The 19,875-nt window shown below is 65.6% G+C and carries 16 protein-coding genes and 1 pseudogene; 10 read left to right on the forward strand and 7 right to left on the reverse strand.

Translation table 11 applies throughout. The features are described from left to right. The first annotated feature begins 372 nt into the window (after positions 1-372). The 5 genes and pseudogenes from WS75_RS25220 to WS75_RS32850 form a co-directional block, all read left to right on the forward strand. Positions 373-1,620 (forward strand): ROK family protein, encoded by a 1,248-nt coding sequence (locus tag WS75_RS25220; protein WP_059684518.1) that lies wholly within the window; start codon positions 373-375, stop codon positions 1,618-1,620. Further along, the gene (locus WS75_RS25225) at positions 1,607-3,160 is read left to right on the forward strand and encodes a sugar ABC transporter ATP-binding protein (RefSeq protein ID WP_059684391.1); all 1,554 of its coding nucleotides are present in this window, start codon (positions 1,607-1,609) and stop codon (positions 3,158-3,160) included. Before WS75_RS25220 ends, WS75_RS25225 begins: the two co-directional genes overlap by 14 nt. A gap of 40 nt (positions 3,161-3,200) precedes the next feature. Next, the gene (locus WS75_RS25230; protein ID WP_059684394.1) at positions 3,201-4,238 is read left to right on the forward strand and encodes an ABC transporter permease subunit; all 1,038 of its coding nucleotides are present in this window, start codon (positions 3,201-3,203) and stop codon (positions 4,236-4,238) included. A 100-nt stretch (positions 4,239-4,338) separates the two neighbouring features. Beyond that, complete coding sequence (locus WS75_RS25235) at positions 4,339-5,283, forward strand: ABC transporter substrate-binding protein (protein WP_059684396.1); 945 nt, start codon at positions 4,339-4,341, stop codon at positions 5,281-5,283. 128 nt (positions 5,284-5,411) lie between these two features. After that, a pseudogene (locus WS75_RS32850) lies at positions 5,412-5,765 on the forward strand (PfkB family carbohydrate kinase); the annotation flags it as partial. 14 nt (positions 5,766-5,779) lie between these two features. Here the strand turns inward: WS75_RS32850 and WS75_RS25245 are convergent. The 3 genes from WS75_RS25245 to WS75_RS25255 all read right to left on the reverse strand — a co-directional run bounded on the left by WS75_RS25245 (position 5,780) and on the right by WS75_RS25255 (position 8,826). After that, positions 5,780-7,516, reverse strand: coding sequence for a SulP family inorganic anion transporter (locus WS75_RS25245; RefSeq protein ID WP_059684402.1), 1,737 nt, complete (start codon positions 7,514-7,516; stop codon positions 5,780-5,782). 24 nt (positions 7,517-7,540) lie between these two features. Next, entirely contained in the window at positions 7,541-8,167 is a 627-nt protein-coding gene (locus WS75_RS25250; RefSeq protein ID WP_059684405.1) for a ParB-like protein, read from the reverse strand. Between the two features lie 116 nt (positions 8,168-8,283). Then, the gene (locus WS75_RS25255) at positions 8,284-8,826 is read right to left on the reverse strand and encodes a GNAT family N-acetyltransferase (protein ID WP_059684520.1); all 543 of its coding nucleotides are present in this window, start codon (positions 8,824-8,826) and stop codon (positions 8,284-8,286) included. A gap of 283 nt (positions 8,827-9,109) precedes the next feature. Between WS75_RS25255 and WS75_RS25260 the strand changes: the two genes are divergently transcribed. The 4 genes from WS75_RS25260 (at position 9,110) to WS75_RS25275 (ending at position 14,395) form a co-directional block, all read left to right on the forward strand. Continuing rightward, positions 9,110-10,330, forward strand: a complete 1,221-nt coding sequence (locus WS75_RS25260) for an MFS transporter (RefSeq protein WP_059684407.1) — start codon at positions 9,110-9,112, stop codon at positions 10,328-10,330. A 216-nt stretch (positions 10,331-10,546) separates the two neighbouring features. Continuing rightward, entirely contained in the window at positions 10,547-11,365 is an 819-nt protein-coding gene (locus WS75_RS25265; RefSeq protein ID WP_059684408.1) for a TetR/AcrR family transcriptional regulator, read from the forward strand. A 330-nt stretch (positions 11,366-11,695) separates the two neighbouring features. Beyond that, complete coding sequence (locus tag WS75_RS25270) at positions 11,696-13,450, forward strand: AMP-binding protein (RefSeq protein WP_059684410.1); 1,755 nt, start codon at positions 11,696-11,698, stop codon at positions 13,448-13,450. Between the two features lie 30 nt (positions 13,451-13,480). Then, the gene (locus WS75_RS25275; RefSeq protein ID WP_059684412.1) at positions 13,481-14,395 is read left to right on the forward strand and encodes a DUF1571 domain-containing protein; all 915 of its coding nucleotides are present in this window, start codon (positions 13,481-13,483) and stop codon (positions 14,393-14,395) included. A gap of 27 nt (positions 14,396-14,422) precedes the next feature. Here WS75_RS25275 and WS75_RS25280 read toward each other — a convergent pair whose 3' ends face one another. Continuing rightward, the gene (locus tag WS75_RS25280) at positions 14,423-14,704 is read right to left on the reverse strand and encodes a hypothetical protein (RefSeq protein ID WP_059684522.1); all 282 of its coding nucleotides are present in this window, start codon (positions 14,702-14,704) and stop codon (positions 14,423-14,425) included. Positions 14,705-14,997: 293 nt separating this feature from the next. On the opposite strand from WS75_RS25280, the gene hfq reads away from it, so the two are divergent. Further along, positions 14,998-15,594: an RNA chaperone Hfq gene (gene hfq, locus WS75_RS25285; RefSeq protein WP_059684415.1), complete on the forward strand. Its 597-nt coding sequence runs from the start codon at positions 14,998-15,000 to the stop codon at positions 15,592-15,594. An 83-nt stretch (positions 15,595-15,677) separates the two neighbouring features. On the opposite strand, the gene WS75_RS25290 is transcribed toward hfq, so the two are convergent. The 3 genes from WS75_RS25290 to WS75_RS25300 are packed head-to-tail and all read right to left on the reverse strand — an operon-like array spanning position 15,678 to position 19,874. After that, positions 15,678-16,385, reverse strand: a complete 708-nt coding sequence (locus tag WS75_RS25290) for a DUF2968 domain-containing protein (RefSeq protein ID WP_059684524.1) — start codon at positions 16,383-16,385, stop codon at positions 15,678-15,680. Between the two features lie 55 nt (positions 16,386-16,440). Then, positions 16,441-17,832 carry a sigma 54-interacting transcriptional regulator gene (locus tag WS75_RS25295; RefSeq protein ID WP_059684417.1) on the reverse strand — a complete coding sequence of 464 codons (1,392 nt, stop codon included), beginning with the start codon at positions 17,830-17,832 and terminating at the stop codon, positions 16,441-16,443. An 11-nt stretch (positions 17,833-17,843) separates the two neighbouring features. Then, positions 17,844-19,874, reverse strand: a complete 2,031-nt coding sequence (locus WS75_RS25300; protein ID WP_179948950.1) for a pilus assembly protein TadG-related protein — start codon at positions 19,872-19,874, stop codon at positions 17,844-17,846. Position 19,875 lies beyond the last annotated feature (1 nt).

Genomic DNA, 19,875 nt, shown 5'->3' on the forward strand with positions numbered 1-19,875 from the left:
TGAAATACAAAACGCCCGATGCGGTGCATCGGGCGTTCTAGCGCCTGGATACTGTCAACCTATTCCAGGACTTGACACCGGCTCCGGAATCGCTGCGTGCGCCCTTGCGGATCCACCGCAGCCGCAGCGCGACTCGCACCCGCCCGCCAATCCGAACCGAGTGCCGGGCCGGTTCCACGCCGGCCCTCCTGCACGCGGATCGCTTCGCCCTCGTGATGCGCTCCGTCCTTGCCTCCTCCCCGCCACGTCCATCGTCGCCCCGGAACGAAACCGGGATTTCCCTAGGCTGACACGCCGCCTCTCACGCGGTTAAATAAATCAACGTGATTTATTTAATGCGTCGCAACCGACGCGCCCATGGAAGGAGACGCCATGAGAAGCCCGCACATCGGCCAGGGAAGCAACTCGGCCAACGTGCGCCGTTACAACGAGCGCCTGCTGTTGAAGACACTGCGCCGTGCGGGTAGCGCGTCGAAGGCCGACCTCGCCCGTCTCGCGAACATGACGGGCACGGCGGTCGGCAGCATCATCGCGTCGCTCGCCGACGCAAAGCTGATCGCATTCGCCGGCCGCACCGAAGGCCAGCGCGGCCAGCCGGCCTCGCTGATCCGCCTCGATCCGCGCGGTGCGTTCGGCATCGGCGTCCATCTCGACCGTATGCGCATCGAGACGGCGCTCGTCAATTTCGCGGGCGACGTGCTCGGCCGCCGCTCCCATGACACGCTGCTCCCCCCGCCGGCCGACGTACTCGAAATCGTGCGGCGCGACATCGATGCGATGCAGGATCTGCTCCCCGCGCATGAGCGCGCGCGCCTGACGGGCGTCGGCGTCGCGCAGCCGTATAACCTCGGCGCATGGATGCGCGAACTCGGCCTCGCGCCCGACACGTTCCGCGCATGGGAAGACGTCGATTTCGCGAGCGACCTCGGGCGCACGCTGTCGCTGCCCGTGTTCGGCGAAAACGACGGCAACGCGGCCGCGATCGCCGAACTGTTCTACGGGTACGGCCGGCAGTGCGACGACTTCGTGTACCTGTTCATCGGTCCCGCGATCGGCGGCGGCATCGCGATCGACGGCGACTGCCTGCGCGGCGTGACCGGCAATGCCGGCGACATCGCCGTGATTCCCGTGCCGCCGAGCCGGCTGGCCTCCGCGCCGCCGCCTCGCGGCCCGTGGGACATCCTCCTCGCCCGCGCATCGCTGCATGCGCTCGTGCGCCACCTGCGCCATCACGGCGAGACCGTCGAGAACCGTGCCGACCTCGAGGCCTGCATCGCGCGCGGCCTGCCGGCGGTCGACGAATGGATCGACGACTGCGTCGACGCACTCGCCCCGGCATTGCGCGCGGTGCTGTGCGTCGTCGATGCGCCGGTGGTCGTGCTCGATGCCGATACCGACGCCGGCCTGCTCGATGCGCTGACGACGCGCCTGCGCGCGGCGCTCGTCGCCACCGCGCCGGAAGCGCGCGGCACGCCGACGCTCGTGCGCGGCACGTTCGGCGCCGACGCCGGTGCGATCGGCGCCGCGACGCTGCCGATGTTCTTCAACTTCTCCCCGCGGGCCGGCATCCTCCAGGGCGCCCGCACCGAATCGCAGGAGGTCAACCATGTCGCGTTCTGAGTCGCCCCGGCCGCTGCTCGAGATGCGCCGGATCAGCAAGACGTTCCCGGCCGTGCGCGCGCTCGACAACGTCAGCCTGACCGTCTATCCGGGCGAGATCCACGCGCTGATGGGCGAGAACGGCGCGGGCAAATCGACGCTGATGAAGATCCTGTCGGGTGCGTACCGCGCCGACGCCGGCGGCGAAATCCTGATCGACGGCGAGCGCATCGACGTCGATGGCCCGCTCGCCGCGCGCGACGCGGGCGTCGCGGTGATCTACCAGGAGCTGTGCCTCGCGCCGAACCTGACCGTGGCGGAAAACATCTACGTCGGCCGCGAACTGCGGCGCGGCAACCGGCGCTGGGGCACCATCGACCGCGCGGCGATGGCGCGCGGCTGCCAGGACGTGCTCACGCGTCTCGGCGCCCCATTCGGGCCCGACACGCTCGTCGGCACGCTGTCGATCGCCGAGCAGCAACTCGTCGAGATCGCGCGCGCCGTGCATACCCGCGCCCGCATCCTCGTGATGGACGAACCGACGACACCGCTGTCATCGCGCGAGACCGAGCACCTGTTCGGCCTGATCCGCCAACTGCGCGAGGAAGGTCTCGCAATCATCTACATCAGCCACCGGATGGCCGAGATCTACGAGCTGTCCGACCGCGTGTCCGTGCTGCGCGACGGATCGTACGTCGGCACGCTCGAGCGCGAATCGCTGTCGGCCGAACGGCTCGTCGCGATGATGGTGGGGCGCGACATCTCCGGCTTCTACAAGAAGGAACATGCGCCGTACGACCCCGGCCATCTGCTGCTGTCGGTACGCGACATCGCCGACGGCAACCGCGTGCGCGGCTGCAGCCTCGACCTGCATGCGGGCGAGGTGCTCGGCATCGCCGGGCTCGTCGGCGCGGGCCGCACCGAGCTCGCGCGGCTGATCTTCGGCGCGGAACCCCGCACGCGCGGCGACGTGAAGCTGGGCGATCGTACGTTCGGCGCACATTCGCCACGCGACGCGATCGACGCGGGCCTCGTCTACCTGACGGAAGACCGCAAGCGCCAGGGCCTGTTCCTGGACATGAGCGTGCGCGACAACATCAACATCTCCGTGTGCAACCGCGACGCGCGGCTCGGTGCGCTCGATCTCGCACGCGGCGCCCAACGCGCGCGCGACGCGATCGCCTCGCTGTCGATCCGCGTGCCGAACGCGAACGTAAACGTCGGCGCGCTGTCGGGCGGCAACCAGCAGAAAGTGCTGCTGTCGCGCCTGCTCGAGACGAAGCCGCGCGTGCTGATCCTCGACGAACCGACCCGCGGCGTCGACATCGGCGCGAAATCCGAGATCTACCGGATCATCAACGAACTGGCCCGTGCGGGCGTCGGCGTGATCGTGATCTCGAGCGAGCTGCCGGAAATCATCGGCGTCGCCGATCGCGTGCTCGTGATGCGCGAAGGCGAGATCGCCGGCGAACTCGGCGGCCACATGCACACGCCCATCACGCAGGAAGCGATCATCGCGCTCGCCACCGGCTCGCAGGCCGAACTCGCCGACGCAAACTGACCACGGCCCCTTCATCTCCCTCTTTCGTCCAGGTACCGACATGATCAACCCGACCAAGCAGCGGAACCTCGCTTCCGCGACGGCCCATCCGGTGGCCAACCGTACGCCCCTGATGCGCGGCGCCGATCATCGCGCGCGCATGCAATCGCTGATGCGCACCGCTGGCATGCTGCCGGTGCTGCTGGTGCTGTGCATCGGCTTCGGATTCCTGACCGACGGCTTCTTCACGCTGCAGAACCTGTCGATCGTCACGCAGCAGGCGTCGATCAACATCGTGCTCGCCGCCGGCATGACCTTCGTGATCCTGACGGGCGGCATCGACCTGTCGGTCGGCTCGGTGCTCGCCGCATCGGCCGTCGCCGCGCTGCTCGCGTCGACCATTCCCGGCTGGGGCTGGCTCGGCGTGCCGATCGCGCTCGCCGTCGGCCTCGTGTTCGGCGCAATCAACGGCGGCCTGATCTCGTTCCTGCGCCTGCCGCCGTTCATCGTCACGCTCGGCGCGATGACGGCCGTGCGCGGCGTCGCCCGCCTGATCGGCAGCGATACGACCGTCTTCAATCCGCAACTGCCGTTCGCGTTCATCGGCAACGGCACGATCCTCGGCGTGCCGTGGCTCGTCGTGATCGCGTGCGCGGTGATCGCGCTGTCCTGGTTCATCCTGCGCCGCACGGTGCTCGGGATGCGGATCTATTCGGTCGGCGGCAACCCGGAAGCCGCACGGCTGTCGGGCATCAACGTGCGGGCGATCCAGCTGTTCGTGTATGCCGCGTCGGGTCTGCTCGCGGGCCTGGGCGCGGTGATGTCGGCAGCGCGGCTCTATGCGGCCAACGGCCTGCAGCTCGGCCAGTCGTACGAACTCGATGCGATTGCCGCGGTGATCCTCGGCGGCACGAGCTTCGTCGGCGGCGTCGGCTCGATCGTCGGCACGCTGATCGGTGCGCTCATCATCGCGGTACTGACCAACGGCCTCGTGCTGCTCGGCGTGTCCGACATCTGGCAATACATCATCAAGGGGCTCGTGATCATCGGCGCCGTTGCGCTCGACCGCTATCGCCAGCGCGACTCGGCCCGTACCTGACACGCATTCCGCACCGCGCATTTCCCACCATTCAACCATCAGGGCGCAGGCAGGTCCTCCTGCGCCCGGCCGCCAACGGACCTTCCGGAGACACAACGACATGTTCAAGCACAAAGCCGCCCTGACCGCCGTCGCCTGCGCGCTCGCCTTCGGCGCCGCCACCGCCCACGCAGCCGACAAGCCGCTGAAATCGATCGGCGTCACGGTCGGGTCGCTCGGCAACCCGTACTTCGTCACGATCGTGAAGGGTGCCGAAGCACGCGCCAAACAGCTCAACCCGAACGCGAAGGTCACCGCGGTTTCTGCCGACTACGACCTGAACAAGCAATTCACGCAGATCGACAACTTCATCTCCGCGCACGTCGACATGATCCTGCTCAACGCGACCGATCCGAAGGCGATCGAGCCGGCGGTGAAGAAGGCGCAGGCGGCCGGCATCACGGTCGTCGCGGTAGACGTCGCGGCAGCCGGCGCGAACGCGACCGTGCAGACCAACAACGTGAAGGCCGGTGAGCTGGCGTGCGACTTCCTCGCGAAGAAGCTCGGCGGCAAGGGGAACGTGATCATCGAGAACGGCCCGCAGGTATCGGCCGTGATCGATCGCGTGAACGGCTGCAAGGCCGTGCTCGCGAAAAACCCGGGCATCAAGCTGCTGTCGAGCGACCAGGACGGCAAGGGCTCGCGCGAAGGCGGGATGAACGCGATGCAGGGCTACCTGACGCGCTTTCCGAAGCTCGACGGCGTGTTCACGATCAACGACCCGCAGGCGATCGGCAGCGATCTTGCGGCGAAGCAGCTGAATCGCCCGAACATCGTGATCACGTCGGTCGACGGCGCGCCGGACATCGAGGTGGCGCTGAAGTCCAACACGCTCGTGCAGGCGTCGTCGAGCCAGGATCCATGGGCGATGGCGCAGCAGGCCGTCAACGTCGGCTACGGGATCATGAACGGCCAGAAGCCGGCCAACCCGATGATCCTGATCGAGCCGACGCTCATCACGCGCGACAACGTGAAGGGCTACAAGGGCTGGAGCAGCCCGCGCTGATCGCGCGACGCCACCCGCGATCCCGGGCGGTGCCGGGCCGCGTCGCCGCGCGCGGCGCCCGGCCCTGCCCGCCCCCTCACCTCAATCGCTGCACCGCCGCGCGACACGCCACGGCACGAGACTTCGACGTGACGACGACGTTCCCCCGCCTGATCGTATTCGGCGAAGCACTGACCAATTTCATCCGCGACGATGCGCAGCACTGGCGCAGCGGCGCCGGCGGCTCGTGCTGGAACGTGGCGCGCGTCGGCGCGCGGCTCGGCGTGCCGACCGCGTTCGCCGGCACGGTCAGCCGCGATATCTTCGGCGACGAACTGATGCGCAAAAGCGCCGACGCCGGGCTCGACCCGCGCTTCATCCGGCAGGTCGATCGCGCGCCGCTGCTCGCGATGGTCGTGTCGAAACGGCCGCCCGACTATTTCTTCATCGGCGACAACAGCGCCGATCTCGCGTTCGATCCGGCCGACTTGCCCGACGGCGCGTTCGCCTCGCATCGTCACGCACCGGCCTGCGCGCCCTTCCCCCCATTGCCGCCATTGCCGCGCGCCTGCAGCAATTGCAGGCTCTCGTCGACACTCAGTTCGGACATCGCGTCGTCGCGCAACGTCTCGTCGGCCGCGCGGCGCAGCGCATGCAGCGCGTGTTCCTTGAGGCGCACGATCGCGAACTGCAGCCCGCGGGCCGCGCATTCGGCCGCGAACGTGCGCAACGACTCGATCGTCGTGCCGTCCACGTCCGGCGTTTCCTCGAGACTCAGCAGCACGGTACGCGTATCCGGCGCGGCCTTCATCAGCGCACGCGCGCGATTGAGCATCCGGTCCGCGTTCGCGAAGAATAGCTGCGCCTCGGGCCGTACGATCAGCACACCGGGTACCGGCTTCGCATCGGCGTGATACGCGACGTCGACGAAGTCGTGCCCGTCGCGCAGCCGGCCGAGCACGCTCACGTTCGGCTCCGACAACTTGCGCAGCGTCAGCAGCAAGCTCACGCCGATGGCTGCGAGCAGTCCGTGCAGCACGCCGAGCACGAGCACCGCGAGCAGCGCGGCGATCACGACGAGCCGGTCGCGATGCCAGACCCAGTACGGCCGGAACACCGACGGATGCAGCGAGTGGCTGACCGCGAAAATCACGATCGCCGCGAGCACGGGCTCCGGCGTGCGCGCAAGCTGCGGCAGCAGCAGCCACACGATCAGCGCGACCACGCCGGCCGCCCACAAGCCCGCGAAACGCGACTGCGCACCGGCCGCCTCGTTCGCGGACGTCGCCGAATAGCCGGCGCCGACGGGCATCCCGTGCAGCAGCCCCGACACGAGGTTCGCGCAGCCGAGCGCGACGAGGTCGCGGTTCGCCGACACGGTGTCACCGTGTTTCAGCGCGAAGTTGCGAATCGATCCGTACGACTCCGCATACAGGATCAGCATCAGCGCGAAAGCAAGTTCGACCGTCTGCATCCATGCATTGCGGTCGAGATACGGCAGCCCGAATTCGATGTGCCGGAAATCGATGTGTCCGACGATCGCGATCCCGTAGTGCTGCCAGTCGACCATATACCCGGCCGCGATCGACAGCACGATCACGACCAGTGTCGCGGGCACGCGCGAGCGCCGGCCGAGCACGAACAGCAACGCGAGCGCGGTCGCGCCGAGCGCGACGCTCGCGAGGTTCGCGTGCGATGCGCCGGCGACGAGGTCGAGCACGACATGCGGCGCGTCACTGTGCTGCACGGAGATCGCGAGAATCTTCGGCAGTTGCTTGATGACGATCGTCAGCGCCAGGCCGAACGTGAAACCGCGCAGGACCGGACGCGCGACGAAATCCGACATGCCGCCCAGTCGCGCGGCGCCCGCCAGGATGAACAGCACGCCCGTCATCGTGACGAGCGCGGCCGCCAGCGCGAGCTGCGCGGCAAGCGCCATCCCGGACTCGGCCAGCACGGTCGCGGCGAGCACGGCCGCCGACGACGACGTCGACGACACGATCGCAAAGCGACTGCTGCCGGTCAGCGCATAGACGACGAGCCCCGACAGCAGTGCGATGAGGCCGGCTTGCGGCGGCAGGTTGGCGAGACCCGCATATGCGACCGCCTCGGGAATCAGCAGCCCTGCGATCGACAGGCCGGCCAGCGCATCGAGACCGATGCGCTGCCTGACCGACGGCGTTGCCGCATCGAGTGCAGCGAAATGCCCGGGATGCTGCGGGCCGGCATCCGAATGGGGGGGAACGGTCGTCATGAAGTGGCAGGCGCCAGGCGCGTATCAGGGTTTGACGGCGATGACACCCGACCAGCCGGGCAGATAGCGGGCGTCTTGCTCATGCGCGCGGCGCAGCGAGAGGTCGAGCGCCTTCGAGAAGTTCTTGCGGATCTGGTCGAGCGTCACGTGCTGGCGCAGGTAGTCGGCCCACAGGAATTCGCTGAACGGCGTCGCATCCTTCGCGTAGCCGCCGGCCGTGCGCAGCTCGCCCGCAAGGCTCCGGTACGGATCGTCCTCGAGCCCCGTCAGCGCCTTCGGCAGATGCGCGTAATCGCGACGCGAACCATCCGCGCCGAACGGATGCACCCACTGGTTGTGTTCCATCATCCGCCAGAAGATCGTGTTGTCGAGCCAGGACAGATCCTTCAGCAGCATCGCGTTCACACGCGTCTCCCCTTCCTCGATCAGCGCGAGGCCGAGATGGTGATGGTCGGTGATGTAGTGCAGCCCGTCCGGGCCGAGGACGGTCGGAAACCAGTGCGACTCGATCGCGGCCTTGCGTGCACGCTTGTCGAGCGTCTTCCAGTGCTTGCGCTTCGCTTTCACTTCGCGATAGCCGACCGTCATTTGCGTCGGACGCAGCGCGTCGAGCCGGACGGGAATGAGATGAACGTCGTTGCCCAGTGCCATGGTCGTACCCCATGTTACGAATTTCCGGCAACGATACTCCTGATCTTGCGCGCCGTTAATACGTCGCGGCCTCGATATGCATGTGCTTGACCATCTCTGACAACCGAACGCAAACACTATGCACGCAGGTCGTCGCGCTCGAGACGATGACGAACATAGGAAATTCCGTCATGCACGACGCTCACGCGCCGCATCCCGAGCTTGCGGGCGACGTTCAGCGAACCCGTGTTCGCCTCGGCAATATCGGCGATCACGCGCGGCAGCCGCACGGTGTCGAACGCATGACGCACGACGGCCGCGGCGGCCTCGCTTGCGATGCCGCGCCCCCACGCCGCGCGCACGAGCCGCCAGCCGATCTCGACGTCGCGCGCGCCGCCCGCATAGTCGGGAATCAACAGGATCCATCCGATGAACGCGTCGGGCGCGGCCTTCTCGAAGATCGACCAGTAGCCGAGGCCCGGCGGATACGCGCGTGTGATCCGGTGCGTGACGAAGCGGCGATGTTCGTCCGGGTCGTGCCACGGGCCCGCGATGTAGCGCGTGACCTCGGGATCGCGATCCATCTCGATGCACGCGTCGAGATCTGCCAGCACGCGCGGGCGCAGCCACAGCCGCCCGGTCTCCAGGACGGGCAACGCGGCAACGGATGGTCGGGTCATCTGGACTCCTGATTCGGTAGCGATGCGCATCGCGCACATTACATAACTGATACAAAAAGCCTTCCAGCATGATACAGACGCCTGTCGCCTGTCTCGTGCACGCTCATTTCGGTTTTCTCAACAGCCCATTTCATAGGGATTATTCCCGATTCGCGGTTATCGCACCCCACATCGTTCGGTGCCGCGGCCTACACTCGATCCATGCCCCCCCGCACCGCGCGCAAGCCGGGTCGGCATCCGCCTGCGGATCGTGAGCGCGCAAGCCTACGAGGAGACCTCGGACATGAGCTGGACCCGCGAACAACGCAACGTCACGATCGCCGCCTACCTGGGCTGGACACTCGACGCGTTCGATTTTTTCCTGATGGTCTTCGTGCTGAAGGACATCGCCGCCGAATTCGCGTCGACGATCCCCGCCGTCGCGTTTGCGCTGACGCTCACGCTCGCGATGCGTCCGATCGGCGCGCTGATCTTCGGCCGGCTCGCCGACCGCTTCGGCCGCCGTCCGACGCTGATGATCAACATCGCGTGCTATTCGCTGCTCGAACTCGCGTCGGGCTTCGCGCCGAGCCTCGCCGCGCTGCTGGTGCTGCGCGCGCTGTTCGGCATCGCGATGGGCGGTGAATGGGGCGTCGGCTCCGCGCTGACGATGGAAACCGTGCCGACCCACGCGCGCGGCTTCGTGTCGGGCTTGCTGCAGGCTGGCTATCCGAGCGGCTACCTGCTCGCGTCTGTCGTGTTCGGCCTCTTCTACCAGTACATCGGCTGGCGCGGCATGTTCATGGTCGGCGTGCTGCCTGCGCTTCTCGTGCTGTATGTGCGCACGCACGTGCCCGAATCGCCGGCCTGGAAGCAGATGGAAAAGCGTCCGCGGCCGAGTCTCGCGGCCACGATCCAGCAGAACTGGAAACTCACGATCTACGCGATCGTGCTGATGACCGCGTTCAACTTCTTCTCGCACGGCACGCAGGACCTCTACCCCACCTTCCTGCGCGAACAGCATCACTTCGATCCGCATACCGTCTCGTTGATCACGATCGTGCTGAACATCGGCGCGATCGTCGGCGGCCTGTCGTTCGGCTCGATTTCGGAGAAGATCGGCCGCCGCCGCGCGATCTTCATCGCCGCGCTGATCGCGCTGCCGGTTCTGCCGCTGTGGGCATTCTCGAGCGGCCCGGTCGCGCTCGCCGCGGGCGCGTTCCTGATGCAGATCTCGGTACAGGGCGCGTGGGGCGTGATACCGGTTCACCTGAACGAGATCTCGCCCGACGAGATTCGCGCGACCTTCCCCGGTGTCGTCTATCAGCTCGGCAACCTGCTCGCGTCCGGCAACGCGACGATGCAGGCGTCGCTCGCGGTTTCCCAGGGCAACAACTACAGTTTCGCCCTGGCGCTCGTGGCCGGCATCGTGGCCGTCGTGATCGCCGTGCTGATCCTGTTCAGCCGCGAACGGCGCGGCATCGACATGACGCAATCGGTCAATACGCGTACCACCGTCGGGTGAGCCTGAATATTGCCGCATCGCACCATCACGTGTGCCCCGTCCCGCCGGGGCCACGCGACATACTTTCCGCATCTGCACATCGAACTAGAGGAATTTGTCCAGATTCCTCGCTTGCCCGTGCCGCCTGCGTTTTTTTATCTTAATAAAAACGGCTGTTTGAATCAGATAAACAAATCACCTGTTCGCGGCCGGGCGACCGGCATTGGGAGGCGGGACATGGCAGTCAGTCAGGAGGGGCGACCGTCGGCGGGACGGCCGTCGGGGACGCGGTCATCCGGCAATCGGCAGACCGGCGGGACGAAGGCGCGCATTCTCGATGCGGCCGAGGACCTGTTCATCGAGCACGGCTTCGAAGCGATGTCGATGCGGCAGATCACGTCGCGCGCGGCCGTGAACCTCGCCGCGGTCAACTACCACTTCGGCAGCAAGGAAGCGCTGATCCACGCGATGCTGTCGCGTCGGCTCGACCAGCTCAACCAGGAACGTCTCGGCATTCTCGACCGCTTCGATGCGCAGCTCGGTGCGCACATCACCTGCGAACACGTGCTCGGCGCGATGTTCATTCCCGCGCTGAAGGCGTCGCGCGACCCCGACCGCGGCGGCCCCGCATTCCTGCGGCTGATCGGCCGCGCGTACACCGACCCGTCGCCGTTCGTGCGCAACTTCCTGACCGCGCACTACGCGAGCGTCGCCGGCCGCTTCTTCGATGCGTTCCAGCGCGCGCTGCCGCATCTGCCGCGCACGGAGCTCGGCTGGCGGCTGCACTTCGCGATCGGTGCGCTGTCCGGCGCGCTGGCCGGTGCCGAAACCGAAAGCCTGATCGACGAATTCTCGCAAGGCCGCACGATGAACGACGTGCAGATGATCGCGCGGCTGTCGTCGCTGATCGTCGCCGCACTGAAGGCGCCGATGCCCGACAGCGCGCAGCTGTCGATCTTCGCGGCCGTGCTCGACGATGCGGGTGCGAGCGAGGCGTTCGGGCTGTCCTCGAGCGCGCCGGCTGCCGATTCGGCGACGGTGCATTCGGCGAGCTGATCGCGCCGAGCCGCGCAGGCGGCGATTCACGATTTTGGCGGCCCGGACCGGCGTTGATGCGCTGGCCCGGGCCGAACGAATGTCATGCGGCGGGAGCCAAGGTGGCTTGCGCTCGTCGACAAAAAAGGCATGGCGAGAATATCGCGCTGAAGCGTCGACTCTCACTGACTGGAAAGCATGGGGTGAGAGCAAGCGCTGAAGCGCCAACTCTCGCCGACCGCAAAGCATGGGGTGAGAGCAAGCGCTGAAGCGTCGACTCTCGCCGACCGCAAAGCATGGGGTGAGAGTAGGCGCTAAAGCGCCAACTCTCACCGACACCGGAGACACATCATGTCCTCATCCGCAGCAACCGCAGCGGCCCAGCTCCCGCCGAACACCGACGGCATCTGGTACGCGTCGTATCCGCCCGGCGTGCCGCACGAGATCGACGTCACGCAATACGCATCGCTCGTGCAATTCTTCGACGAATGCACGACACGCTTCGCCGAGCGGGTCGCCTACGTGAGCGCAGGCGCATCGATGACCTACCGCACGCTCGCGCAGAAAGTCGATGCATTCGCGTCGTATCTGCAAAGCATCGGCGTGAAGCCGGGCGACCGCGTCGCGATCATGCTGCCGAATACGTTCCAGTACCCGGTCGCGCTGTTCGGGACGCTGAAGGCCGGCGCGATCGTCGTCAACGTCAACCCGCTCTATACCGCGCGCGAACTCGCGCACCAGTTGAAAGACAGCGGCGCGCAGACGATCGTCGTGTTCGAGAACTTCGCGAGCACGCTGCAGGAGGCACTGCCGGAAACGCAGGTGAAGAACATCGTCGTCACCGCGCTCGGCGACCTGCTCGCCGACGGTTTCAATGCGAAGGGGCGCCTGATCAATTTCGTGCTGAAGCACGTGAAGAAGCTCGTGCCGCCCTACAGCCTGCCGCAGGCGATCCAGCTGCGCGCCGCCCTCGCGCTCGGCGCACGCGGCAAACCGCAACCGGTGCAGACGACGCGCGACGATCTCGCGTTCCTGCAATACACGGGCGGCACGACAGGCGTCGCGAAAGGCGCGATGCTCACGCACGGCAACCTGATCGCGAACCTGCTGCAGGCCAAGGCGTGGATCGCCGACCAGGTCTCGGGCGACGTCGAGACCGTGCTGACGCCGCTGCCGCTCTATCACATCTATTCGCTGACGGTGAACGCGTTCATCTTCATGGGGCTCGGCGGTCGCAACATCCTGATCGCGAATCCGCGCGACATGAAGATGGTGATGAAGATCATCCGCAACGAAACGTTCACCGGAATCACCGGGATCAACACGCTGTACAACGCATTCCTCGACAACGAGGAATTCCGCAAGCGCGACTTCTCGAAGCTCAAGCTCGCGATGGCGGGGGGCATGGCAATGCAGCGCGCGGTCGCGGAGCGCTTTCACGAGGTCACGGGGCGGCCGGTCGTCGAAGGCTACGGGCTCACCGAATGCTCGCCGATCGTCACGATGAATCCGGTGAACCTGAACGACATGGCCGAATTCAGCGGCTCGATCGGCCTGCCCGCGCCGTCGACCATGGTGCGCTTTCGCCGCGAGGACGGCACCTGGGCCGGCATCGGCGAGCCCGGCGAGCTGTGCGTGCACGGCCCGCAGGTGATGCGCGGCTACTGGCAGCGGCCCGACGAGACCGCGAAGGTGATCGACGCCGACGGCTGGCTCGGCACCGGCGACATTGGCGTCATGGACGAACGCGGCTTCATCCGCCTCATCGACCGCAAGAAGGACATGATCCTCGTCTCGGGCTTCAACGTGTATCCGAACGAAATCGAGGAAGTGCTGGTCATGCATCCGGGCATCAGCGAAGCCGCCGCGATCGGCATCCCGGACGAAGTCCAGGGCGAACGGATCAAGGTCTTCGTCGTGCGCCGCGACCCGACGCTGACGGTCGACGACGTGCTCGCGCATTGCCGCAAGAACCTGACCGGCTACAAGATGCCGAAGTTCGTCGAGTTCCGCGACGCGCTGCCGCAGACGAATGTCGGCAAGATCCTGCGCCGTGCGCTGCGCGACGAGGAACTCGCCAAGCTCAACGCCGCGAAGCGCAGCTGAACGATCCATCGCCCCCAGGAGACGCTGTCGATGAACGAAGGAACGAAGCGCCGCACACGGCACGCCGCCGCGGCCATTGTGTGCATGCTGTCGCTCGCGCAAGCCGGCCTGCATGCGCAGGAAACGGCTGCTGCCGCGAGCACGGTCCAGGATGATGCACTGCCGGCGGACCTGGCGAAGGTCACGCGCGAGCCGGTCGCGCAGCAGGCGCACTGGCTGCGCACGGCCGCCCAGCGCGGCACGCTCGCACAACTTGACGACGCGACGCTCACGGCGCTGTTCACGGCACTCGATCCGCTCACCGTCCCGCTCTATATCCGCAATGGTCCCAACGGCTATCCGTCGTACCAGTTCACGATGGTGCGCCAGGAGCGCATCAACGGGAAATGGTCCGATACGCCCGACCGCATGCTCGTGAAGACGACCCGCGAACCGTTGCGGGTGTATGCGAAATGGCTGCCGGGCGGCGCGCATGCGGGACAGGAGACGATCTACGACACGACCCGGCGCAAGGACGAGATGTACGGCCATCTCGGCGGCCTGCTCGGCAAGATTCCGCTGTGGACGGCGCTCGACGGCGCACTCGCACGCGCGCAGTCGAATCACCAGGTGAAGGATCTCGGCACCGAGTTCATCACGAACCTGTACCTGACCGAAGGGAAGAAATACCAGGAAGCCGGCGTGCAGCGGCCGACGCAGGTGGAAGCGAAGACGATCGGCGGGGTGCGCGTCGTCGCGCTCACCTACGAGACGCCGACCGGCCGCCCGCAGTTCTATGCGAAGAAGGAAACCCTCGGGCTCGACCTGCACGCGCCGTACTTCAGGACTGTCGAATCCTATGACAACGACGGCAAGATCTTCGAACGGATCATCATCGAGAAAATCGCGCCGGCGACGCTCGACGAATCCGCGTTCGACCCGAAGAATCCGGATTACGCGTTCTGATCGTCACCGGCGCCGCGCGGGGCGCGCTCAATCGTCGTCATCGTCGTGATGCTTATGCCAATGCCTGTGATCGTGCCTGCGCCATCTCCGGTAACCGTCGTCGTCCTCGTCGCCGTAGTAGCCGTATCCGTAACCCGGATAGGCGACCACCGCCGGCTGCGGCGCCACATAGACCGGCGCCGGTTCGGCATAGACCGGTGCGACCGGCACGCCGATGCCCACCGACAGGTCGACGTGTCCCGCCATTGCACTGCCGGAAGCGAGCAACGCCACACTCCCGATCCACATTGCCAATCCCTGCTTGTTCATGTTCCCCTTCCCAGATCCGCCGGCCAGCCCGGCATGCGCGTCGAAGGTAATCGCGCCGCGCGCCATCAGGTGCTACGCCGGTGCGAGAGTCGTAACGCGACGTAACGAAACGGCATTAGCCATTCGACCGAATCGCGCAAATGCACGGGAACGTCTATAGTGGGTTACGGTTCGACACAATCGCGACTGCGCACTGGTGGAACGAACAGGGTAAAATCCCGCCAAACACTTGGTGGGCAACCACGCCACACACGCACAACATATTCTCTGACGCAGGCTCCTGCCGCACCTCAATGGCCAATCCCGCAGAATCCCATCCGCAAAACGACTTCATCAATTCGGCGCGCAAGGAACGTAAGCGTGTTGAAATCTATCTCGTCAACGGCATTCGTCTGACGGGGTGTATCGAGTCGTTCGACCAGTACCTGGTGATGCTGCGCACCCCCGTGGGTCTGCAAGGCATCTACAAGCGTGCGATTTCCACGATTCAGCTCGACACGGGCGGTTCGCGCCCGGGCGGCGGCGGCCCCCGCGGCCCGCGCACCGGTGGTCGGCCGGGCGGCCGCGAAGGCGGCGGCCACAGCCCGTACGGCTCGCACGGTGGCGCCCGTGAATCGCGCGGCGACGGCGGCGGCTACGGCTCGCGCGAACCGCGTGAAGGTTATGGCTCCCGTGAACCGCGCGAAGGCTATGGCGCCCCGCGCGAACCGCGCGACGGTTATGGCGCGCCGCGCGAGCCCCGCGAAGGCTACGGCGCCCCGCGCGAAAGCTACAGCGCACCCCGCGACGCCGGCGACGCATCGGGCAACACGTCACCGTCCGACACACGCGGCGGCAATGGGCCGGTGATCGTTACGCGCCGCCGGCGAATCGTGCCGGACGGCCAGTAAAACGAAAGGGCAAGCCAAATGGCTTGCCCTTTTTTCTGGTGGGTCGGCGCGGCATGTCGCCGCACCGCCCGTGCCGTGGTCGCTCAGTGTGCCGTCGTCGGCAAGCCTGCGTCGGCCTCGCGCTGCAGCGAACGCACCTGCTGCTGCAATGCGCGCAATTGCGACTGAAGCTGCGCCTGTTGCGCCTGCAACGCCGCCGTTTCGGCGCGGACGCTCTTCTGGCGATCCGCGACCGCTGCCTGCTGCTCGCGTGCGATCGAGATGTCCGCCTGCAGACGCCGCGCCCGCTCCTGCGTGACTTCGATCTGCCGGTCCATCTGCGCCTTCTGCGATTCCAGCTTCGCCGCACGCAGCTCGTTGACGGCCAGCCGTTCCGCCTGACGCGAGAAATCGCGATAGATCGTTTCCGCCCGCGTCTCGTCGTAAGTCTTGATCACACGCCAGAACGCCTTCTGCTGGAACAGCGCGACGAAATAGGAACCGTCCTTCACGCTGAACAGCATGCTCGCGCCGTAGCTGCCGTTATAGCTGGTGCGCATTTCCGTCAGCGAATGCGCCTGGATCTGGCGCTGAAGCTCGTCGACCGTGCTCTGCCCGGTCGTCTCGCCCGCCTGCGGCTGCACCGACGTCTGAACCTGCTGATCGATCACCGGAATCGCCGCCACCGGTGCCGACGCCTGCTGTACCGCCGGCGATGCGTTGCCGGCCAACCCCTGCGCGAACGCGCCCTGCATGCCTCCCATCATGGCGAGCAACACACACGCCCGCCCCAACCTCGTCATCTGGCTCATGAATTTCAATTCCCCGCCCGTGTCGTTGTAATTCAGCGCGATTTTATCTCATTAATTAATCGCTTTCGCGGGTCTCGGGCTCTTCGTCGAATATCTGATATTTGCGCATCTTTTCCCACAGGACCTTCCGGCTGATGCCGAGCTGCTGAGCCGTATCCTGGCGCCGCCAACCGTTTGCGTCGAGGGCAGCGATCACGCGGCTGCGCTCGTTCATGTCCCACTTGCTGCGGTCGACGAAGACCTCTGCCGCACTCTCCACCGGCACCGGCTGCGCCGAATTGCGCGCATGGGCGATCAGCCGCTGCAGTCGAGCGGCATCCCAGCCGCCCGTTTGCCGCACCGTCACCCCGACCCGCTCCGCCAGGTTGCGCAGTTCGCGCACGTTGCCGGGGAAATAGCTGTCCGCTACCGCGTCCGCGAGCCAGTAAGGCAGGTCAGACAACTGCGCGAGCCGCTCGTCGCCCACCACCTCTGCGACGAACGACTTGAACAGCGCGATCTTGTCGACCGCGCCCCGTTCTTCCAGCGACGGAATGCTCAGCTCGATCACCGCGAGCCGATAGTAGAGATCCGCGCGGAACAGGCCATCCTTCACGAGTTGCGGCAGCTTCTTGTTGCTGGCCGCGACGAGACGGAAATCGACCTTGATCGGCGTCGTCGCGCCGACCCGCAGCACGGTGCCGTCCTCGAGCACGCGCAGCAGCTTGACCTGCTGGTACAACGGCAGGTCGCCGACTTCGTCGAGGAACAACGTGCCGCCCGCCGCCTGCTCGAAATAGCCTTTATGCGCAACAACCGCGCCGGTGAACGAGCCTTTCGCGTGCCCGAAGAACAGCGATTCGAACAGGCCATCCGGAATCGCGCCGCAGTTGACCGGAACGAATTCGCCGTTCCGGTAGCGCGAATGCTTTTCGTGAAGCAATTGCGCAATACGTTCCTTACCGACGCCGGTTTCGCCGTGCAGCAGCACGTTGGTGTCGCAGTCGGCGAACGTATCGACCTCGCGCAGCAGCGCCTGCATCGACTCCGAGTGCGCGACGAGTTCGGAAGGTTGCAGCGTATCGGCTGCATGCGCGCGCAGCTGCGTGACGAGCTTGCCGATCATCCCGCGCAGTTCGGCACAGGTGAAGTCGAGCGGCAGGATGTGCGAATAGTCGGGCGGATACTGCGACGCGTCGTGGTCGCGCGCGGCGCCGACCCAGACGACCGGCATGCCGATGTTGGCCTGCCAGTCGCGCAGGAATGCCGAGCCGGTTTCGATCATCGTCACGCTGATGATCGCGAGCGACGGCCGCAATGCGGCGCGCTCCGGCGAGATTTCCGCATTGTCGGCGCGGATCACTTCGACGTCGAAGCTCGCCATGCAGCGGGCAACGCGGTCGACGATGTCCGCCTTGCCTTCCCAGACGTACAGGTCGAGTTCTGCGATTGCGGAGGTGGTTCTCATTGCTAATGCTTTCAATGAACGATTTGCGGGGCGTTGCAAGTCAGGCTGTGTTGTATCACGGTCAGTTGCCCGATTTGCAATCCTAGTGCCGTCAGCAATGGCGTCACTAACACGTTGATCAACGGATTGACGAGACCGAGCAGCAAAGGAATGAGCTGCCCCGTGAGCGGCTGAAGAATCTGAGTCAAAATTGATAGATCCATCCCTAAAACATTGAGCTGGAGCAACGTTCCGTTCAACAGATTGGTCAGTTGTACGTTGAGCGAGTTGGTTGCTGTCGACGACGTGGTCCAGTTAGGTCCCGGAGACCATGCGGATGACGCGCACGCACCATTGCTCGGCTTGGTATTGCAGAACGAGTATTGCGAATTGTTCGGATAAACGATCCCCGTCCCGGTCAATGGCAGGCTGGCGTTCAGTGCCCCCGGAGTCGAAGGCAATGGCGGCCCGCTATAGATAGGCGTGCTGGTACTGCTCCCCACGTACGCAACGGGGTTCGACAGCGACAAGGCAACTTGCAGGGCGCTAAAGTTTCCGAGTATTCCGGACGCCGACAATTTCGCAACAGGAATCGTGGCAGAACTGGACGCACAGCTCGGGGAATTGAGGTTCACCGTGCCGCCGGTATTCTGTCCGGCGCAAATCATAGCCACACCCGGCAACGCACCGAACGTCGCGGTGCTCGATGCAGGCGTCGATTGGCAACTCGTGTTGGCCAGCCATGCCCGACCGGGGCCACCAAGGATGATATATAGGGGCAAATGCGGTCCCGTCAATTGAAGCGTCAACAGACCGGGAATACCCAGCGGCGGCGGATCCGACAGCGCTTGCACATCAACGTAAAGCCCGATCTCCGCTTGCGACGCCTGCGTGCGCCAGATGCCGTTCAGCTGTCCGGCTTCGCCAATTCCGATCGACGGCGGCGCGAGCACCTGCAATTGCAGGCTATTGACTCGAACCAGCGACGACACCGCTGAAATAAGCGGACAGAACGCACTGCCGGGGCAGTTGGCCTGCCCAACCGATACAGTCAGCGCGCTGTTGTATGCGCCGATCTGCGCCGTCGCCAGCAGCAACTGAAGCACGTTGATGCTCGCATTCGCCGCCGCCTCCGGATTACTGCCCGAGTATTGCAGGAGGCTGCCCAAAGCAATCTTGTTCACATTGACGTTTGCGCCAACGCTGTTCTTCAGTACGGTGAGGACCGTGCCGACCGTGGTATTGCTGCCCACCGCCGTAGCGGTGAGGTTCAGGAGATCCGATACAGTCAGGTTAAGACCAAGCAACTTCCCGACGCTGGCTGGACTCGACATGCCTGCCGTGCCGAGTTGAGTCGCGACGTTCGCCAATTGTCCCAGCGTGACGTTGGCCCCGGCCAACGCCTGGTAATTGGCCAAACCCACATTGACATTGGTCGAAGCGCCCAGCAATCCGGTCAACAGGGGATCAAGTATTGCGGACGAAGAGGTATTCAGGTTCGCAAGCGTCGAACCCACGCTAAACGTGTCGATTGCGGCCGCACGTGCGGTCGCCGTCGCGGAGATCACCGCCCGCCGTCCGCTCAACTGGTTCAGCAGCCCCAGGAAGAAGTAGTTCACCTGCCGGTACGCCGTAACCTGAGCGGCATTCGCAGCAGTCGGCGCCGGCGTCACGTAAGCGGTCGAGGAGTCCCACTTCCCGCAGCTAACGGCGATCTGGTCGTTTCCCACGGTCGGACTTGGGGTCGCCGTGGCGCTTATCAGCGTGAAAGCATAACCCTTGTCATTGATATTCGCGCTCGTCGTCACATTGTTCTTTGCATCGCTCAGGCAATTGGTCGGATCACTCGACATCGGCTGCACTGCCGCCAACGCAGCCAGGTCCGCAACCCTTTGCAGATCGCGCTTCTGCAAATACAGATTCGCGACGTCGATCACGCCGAGCACCACGATCGCTACCATGACCCAGATCGCTGCCATGACCGCAATGGAGCCACGTTGACGCCGCTTGCCCAACCAGCGAGCGCCGCGCCGCGGGAACTCAAGTGTCTGATCTACGCGCATC

It is taken from the genome of Burkholderia sp. FL-7-2-10-S1-D7 (assembly GCF_001524185.1).
Taxonomy (GTDB): Bacteria; Pseudomonadota; Gammaproteobacteria; order Burkholderiales; family Burkholderiaceae; genus Burkholderia; species Burkholderia diffusa.

Bases quoted from the DNA above. Each gene is read 5' to 3' on its own strand.
- WS75_RS25220 (WP_059684518.1), top strand. From the start codon at position 373: ATGAGAAGCCCGCACATCGGCCAGGGAAGCAACTCGGCCAACGTGCGC.
- WS75_RS25225 (WP_059684391.1), top strand. From the start codon at position 1,607: ATGTCGCGTTCTGAGTCGCCCCGGCCGCTGCTCGAGATGCGCCGGATC.
- WS75_RS25230 (WP_059684394.1), top strand. From the start codon at position 3,201: ATGATCAACCCGACCAAGCAGCGGAACCTCGCTTCCGCGACGGCCCAT.
- WS75_RS25235 (WP_059684396.1), top strand. From the start codon at position 4,339: ATGTTCAAGCACAAAGCCGCCCTGACCGCCGTCGCCTGCGCGCTCGCC.
- WS75_RS25245 (WP_059684402.1), bottom strand. From the start codon at position 7,516: ATGACGACCGTTCCCCCCCATTCGGATGCCGGCCCGCAGCATCCCGGG.
- WS75_RS25250 (WP_059684405.1), bottom strand. From the start codon at position 8,167: ATGGCACTGGGCAACGACGTTCATCTCATTCCCGTCCGGCTCGACGCG.
- WS75_RS25255 (WP_059684520.1), bottom strand. From the start codon at position 8,826: ATGACCCGACCATCCGTTGCCGCGTTGCCCGTCCTGGAGACCGGGCGG.
- WS75_RS25260 (WP_059684407.1), top strand. From the start codon at position 9,110: ATGAGCTGGACCCGCGAACAACGCAACGTCACGATCGCCGCCTACCTG.
- WS75_RS25265 (WP_059684408.1), top strand. From the start codon at position 10,547: ATGGCAGTCAGTCAGGAGGGGCGACCGTCGGCGGGACGGCCGTCGGGG.
- WS75_RS25270 (WP_059684410.1), top strand. From the start codon at position 11,696: ATGTCCTCATCCGCAGCAACCGCAGCGGCCCAGCTCCCGCCGAACACC.
- WS75_RS25275 (WP_059684412.1), top strand. From the start codon at position 13,481: ATGAACGAAGGAACGAAGCGCCGCACACGGCACGCCGCCGCGGCCATT.
- WS75_RS25280 (WP_059684522.1), bottom strand. From the start codon at position 14,704: ATGAACAAGCAGGGATTGGCAATGTGGATCGGGAGTGTGGCGTTGCTC.
- hfq (WP_059684415.1), top strand. From the start codon at position 14,998: ATGGCCAATCCCGCAGAATCCCATCCGCAAAACGACTTCATCAATTCG.
- WS75_RS25290 (WP_059684524.1), bottom strand. From the start codon at position 16,385: ATGAGCCAGATGACGAGGTTGGGGCGGGCGTGTGTGTTGCTCGCCATG.
- WS75_RS25295 (WP_059684417.1), bottom strand. From the start codon at position 17,832: ATGAGAACCACCTCCGCAATCGCAGAACTCGACCTGTACGTCTGGGAA.
- WS75_RS25300 (WP_179948950.1), bottom strand. From the start codon at position 19,874: ATGCGCGTAGATCAGACACTTGAGTTCCCGCGGCGCGGCGCTCGCTGG.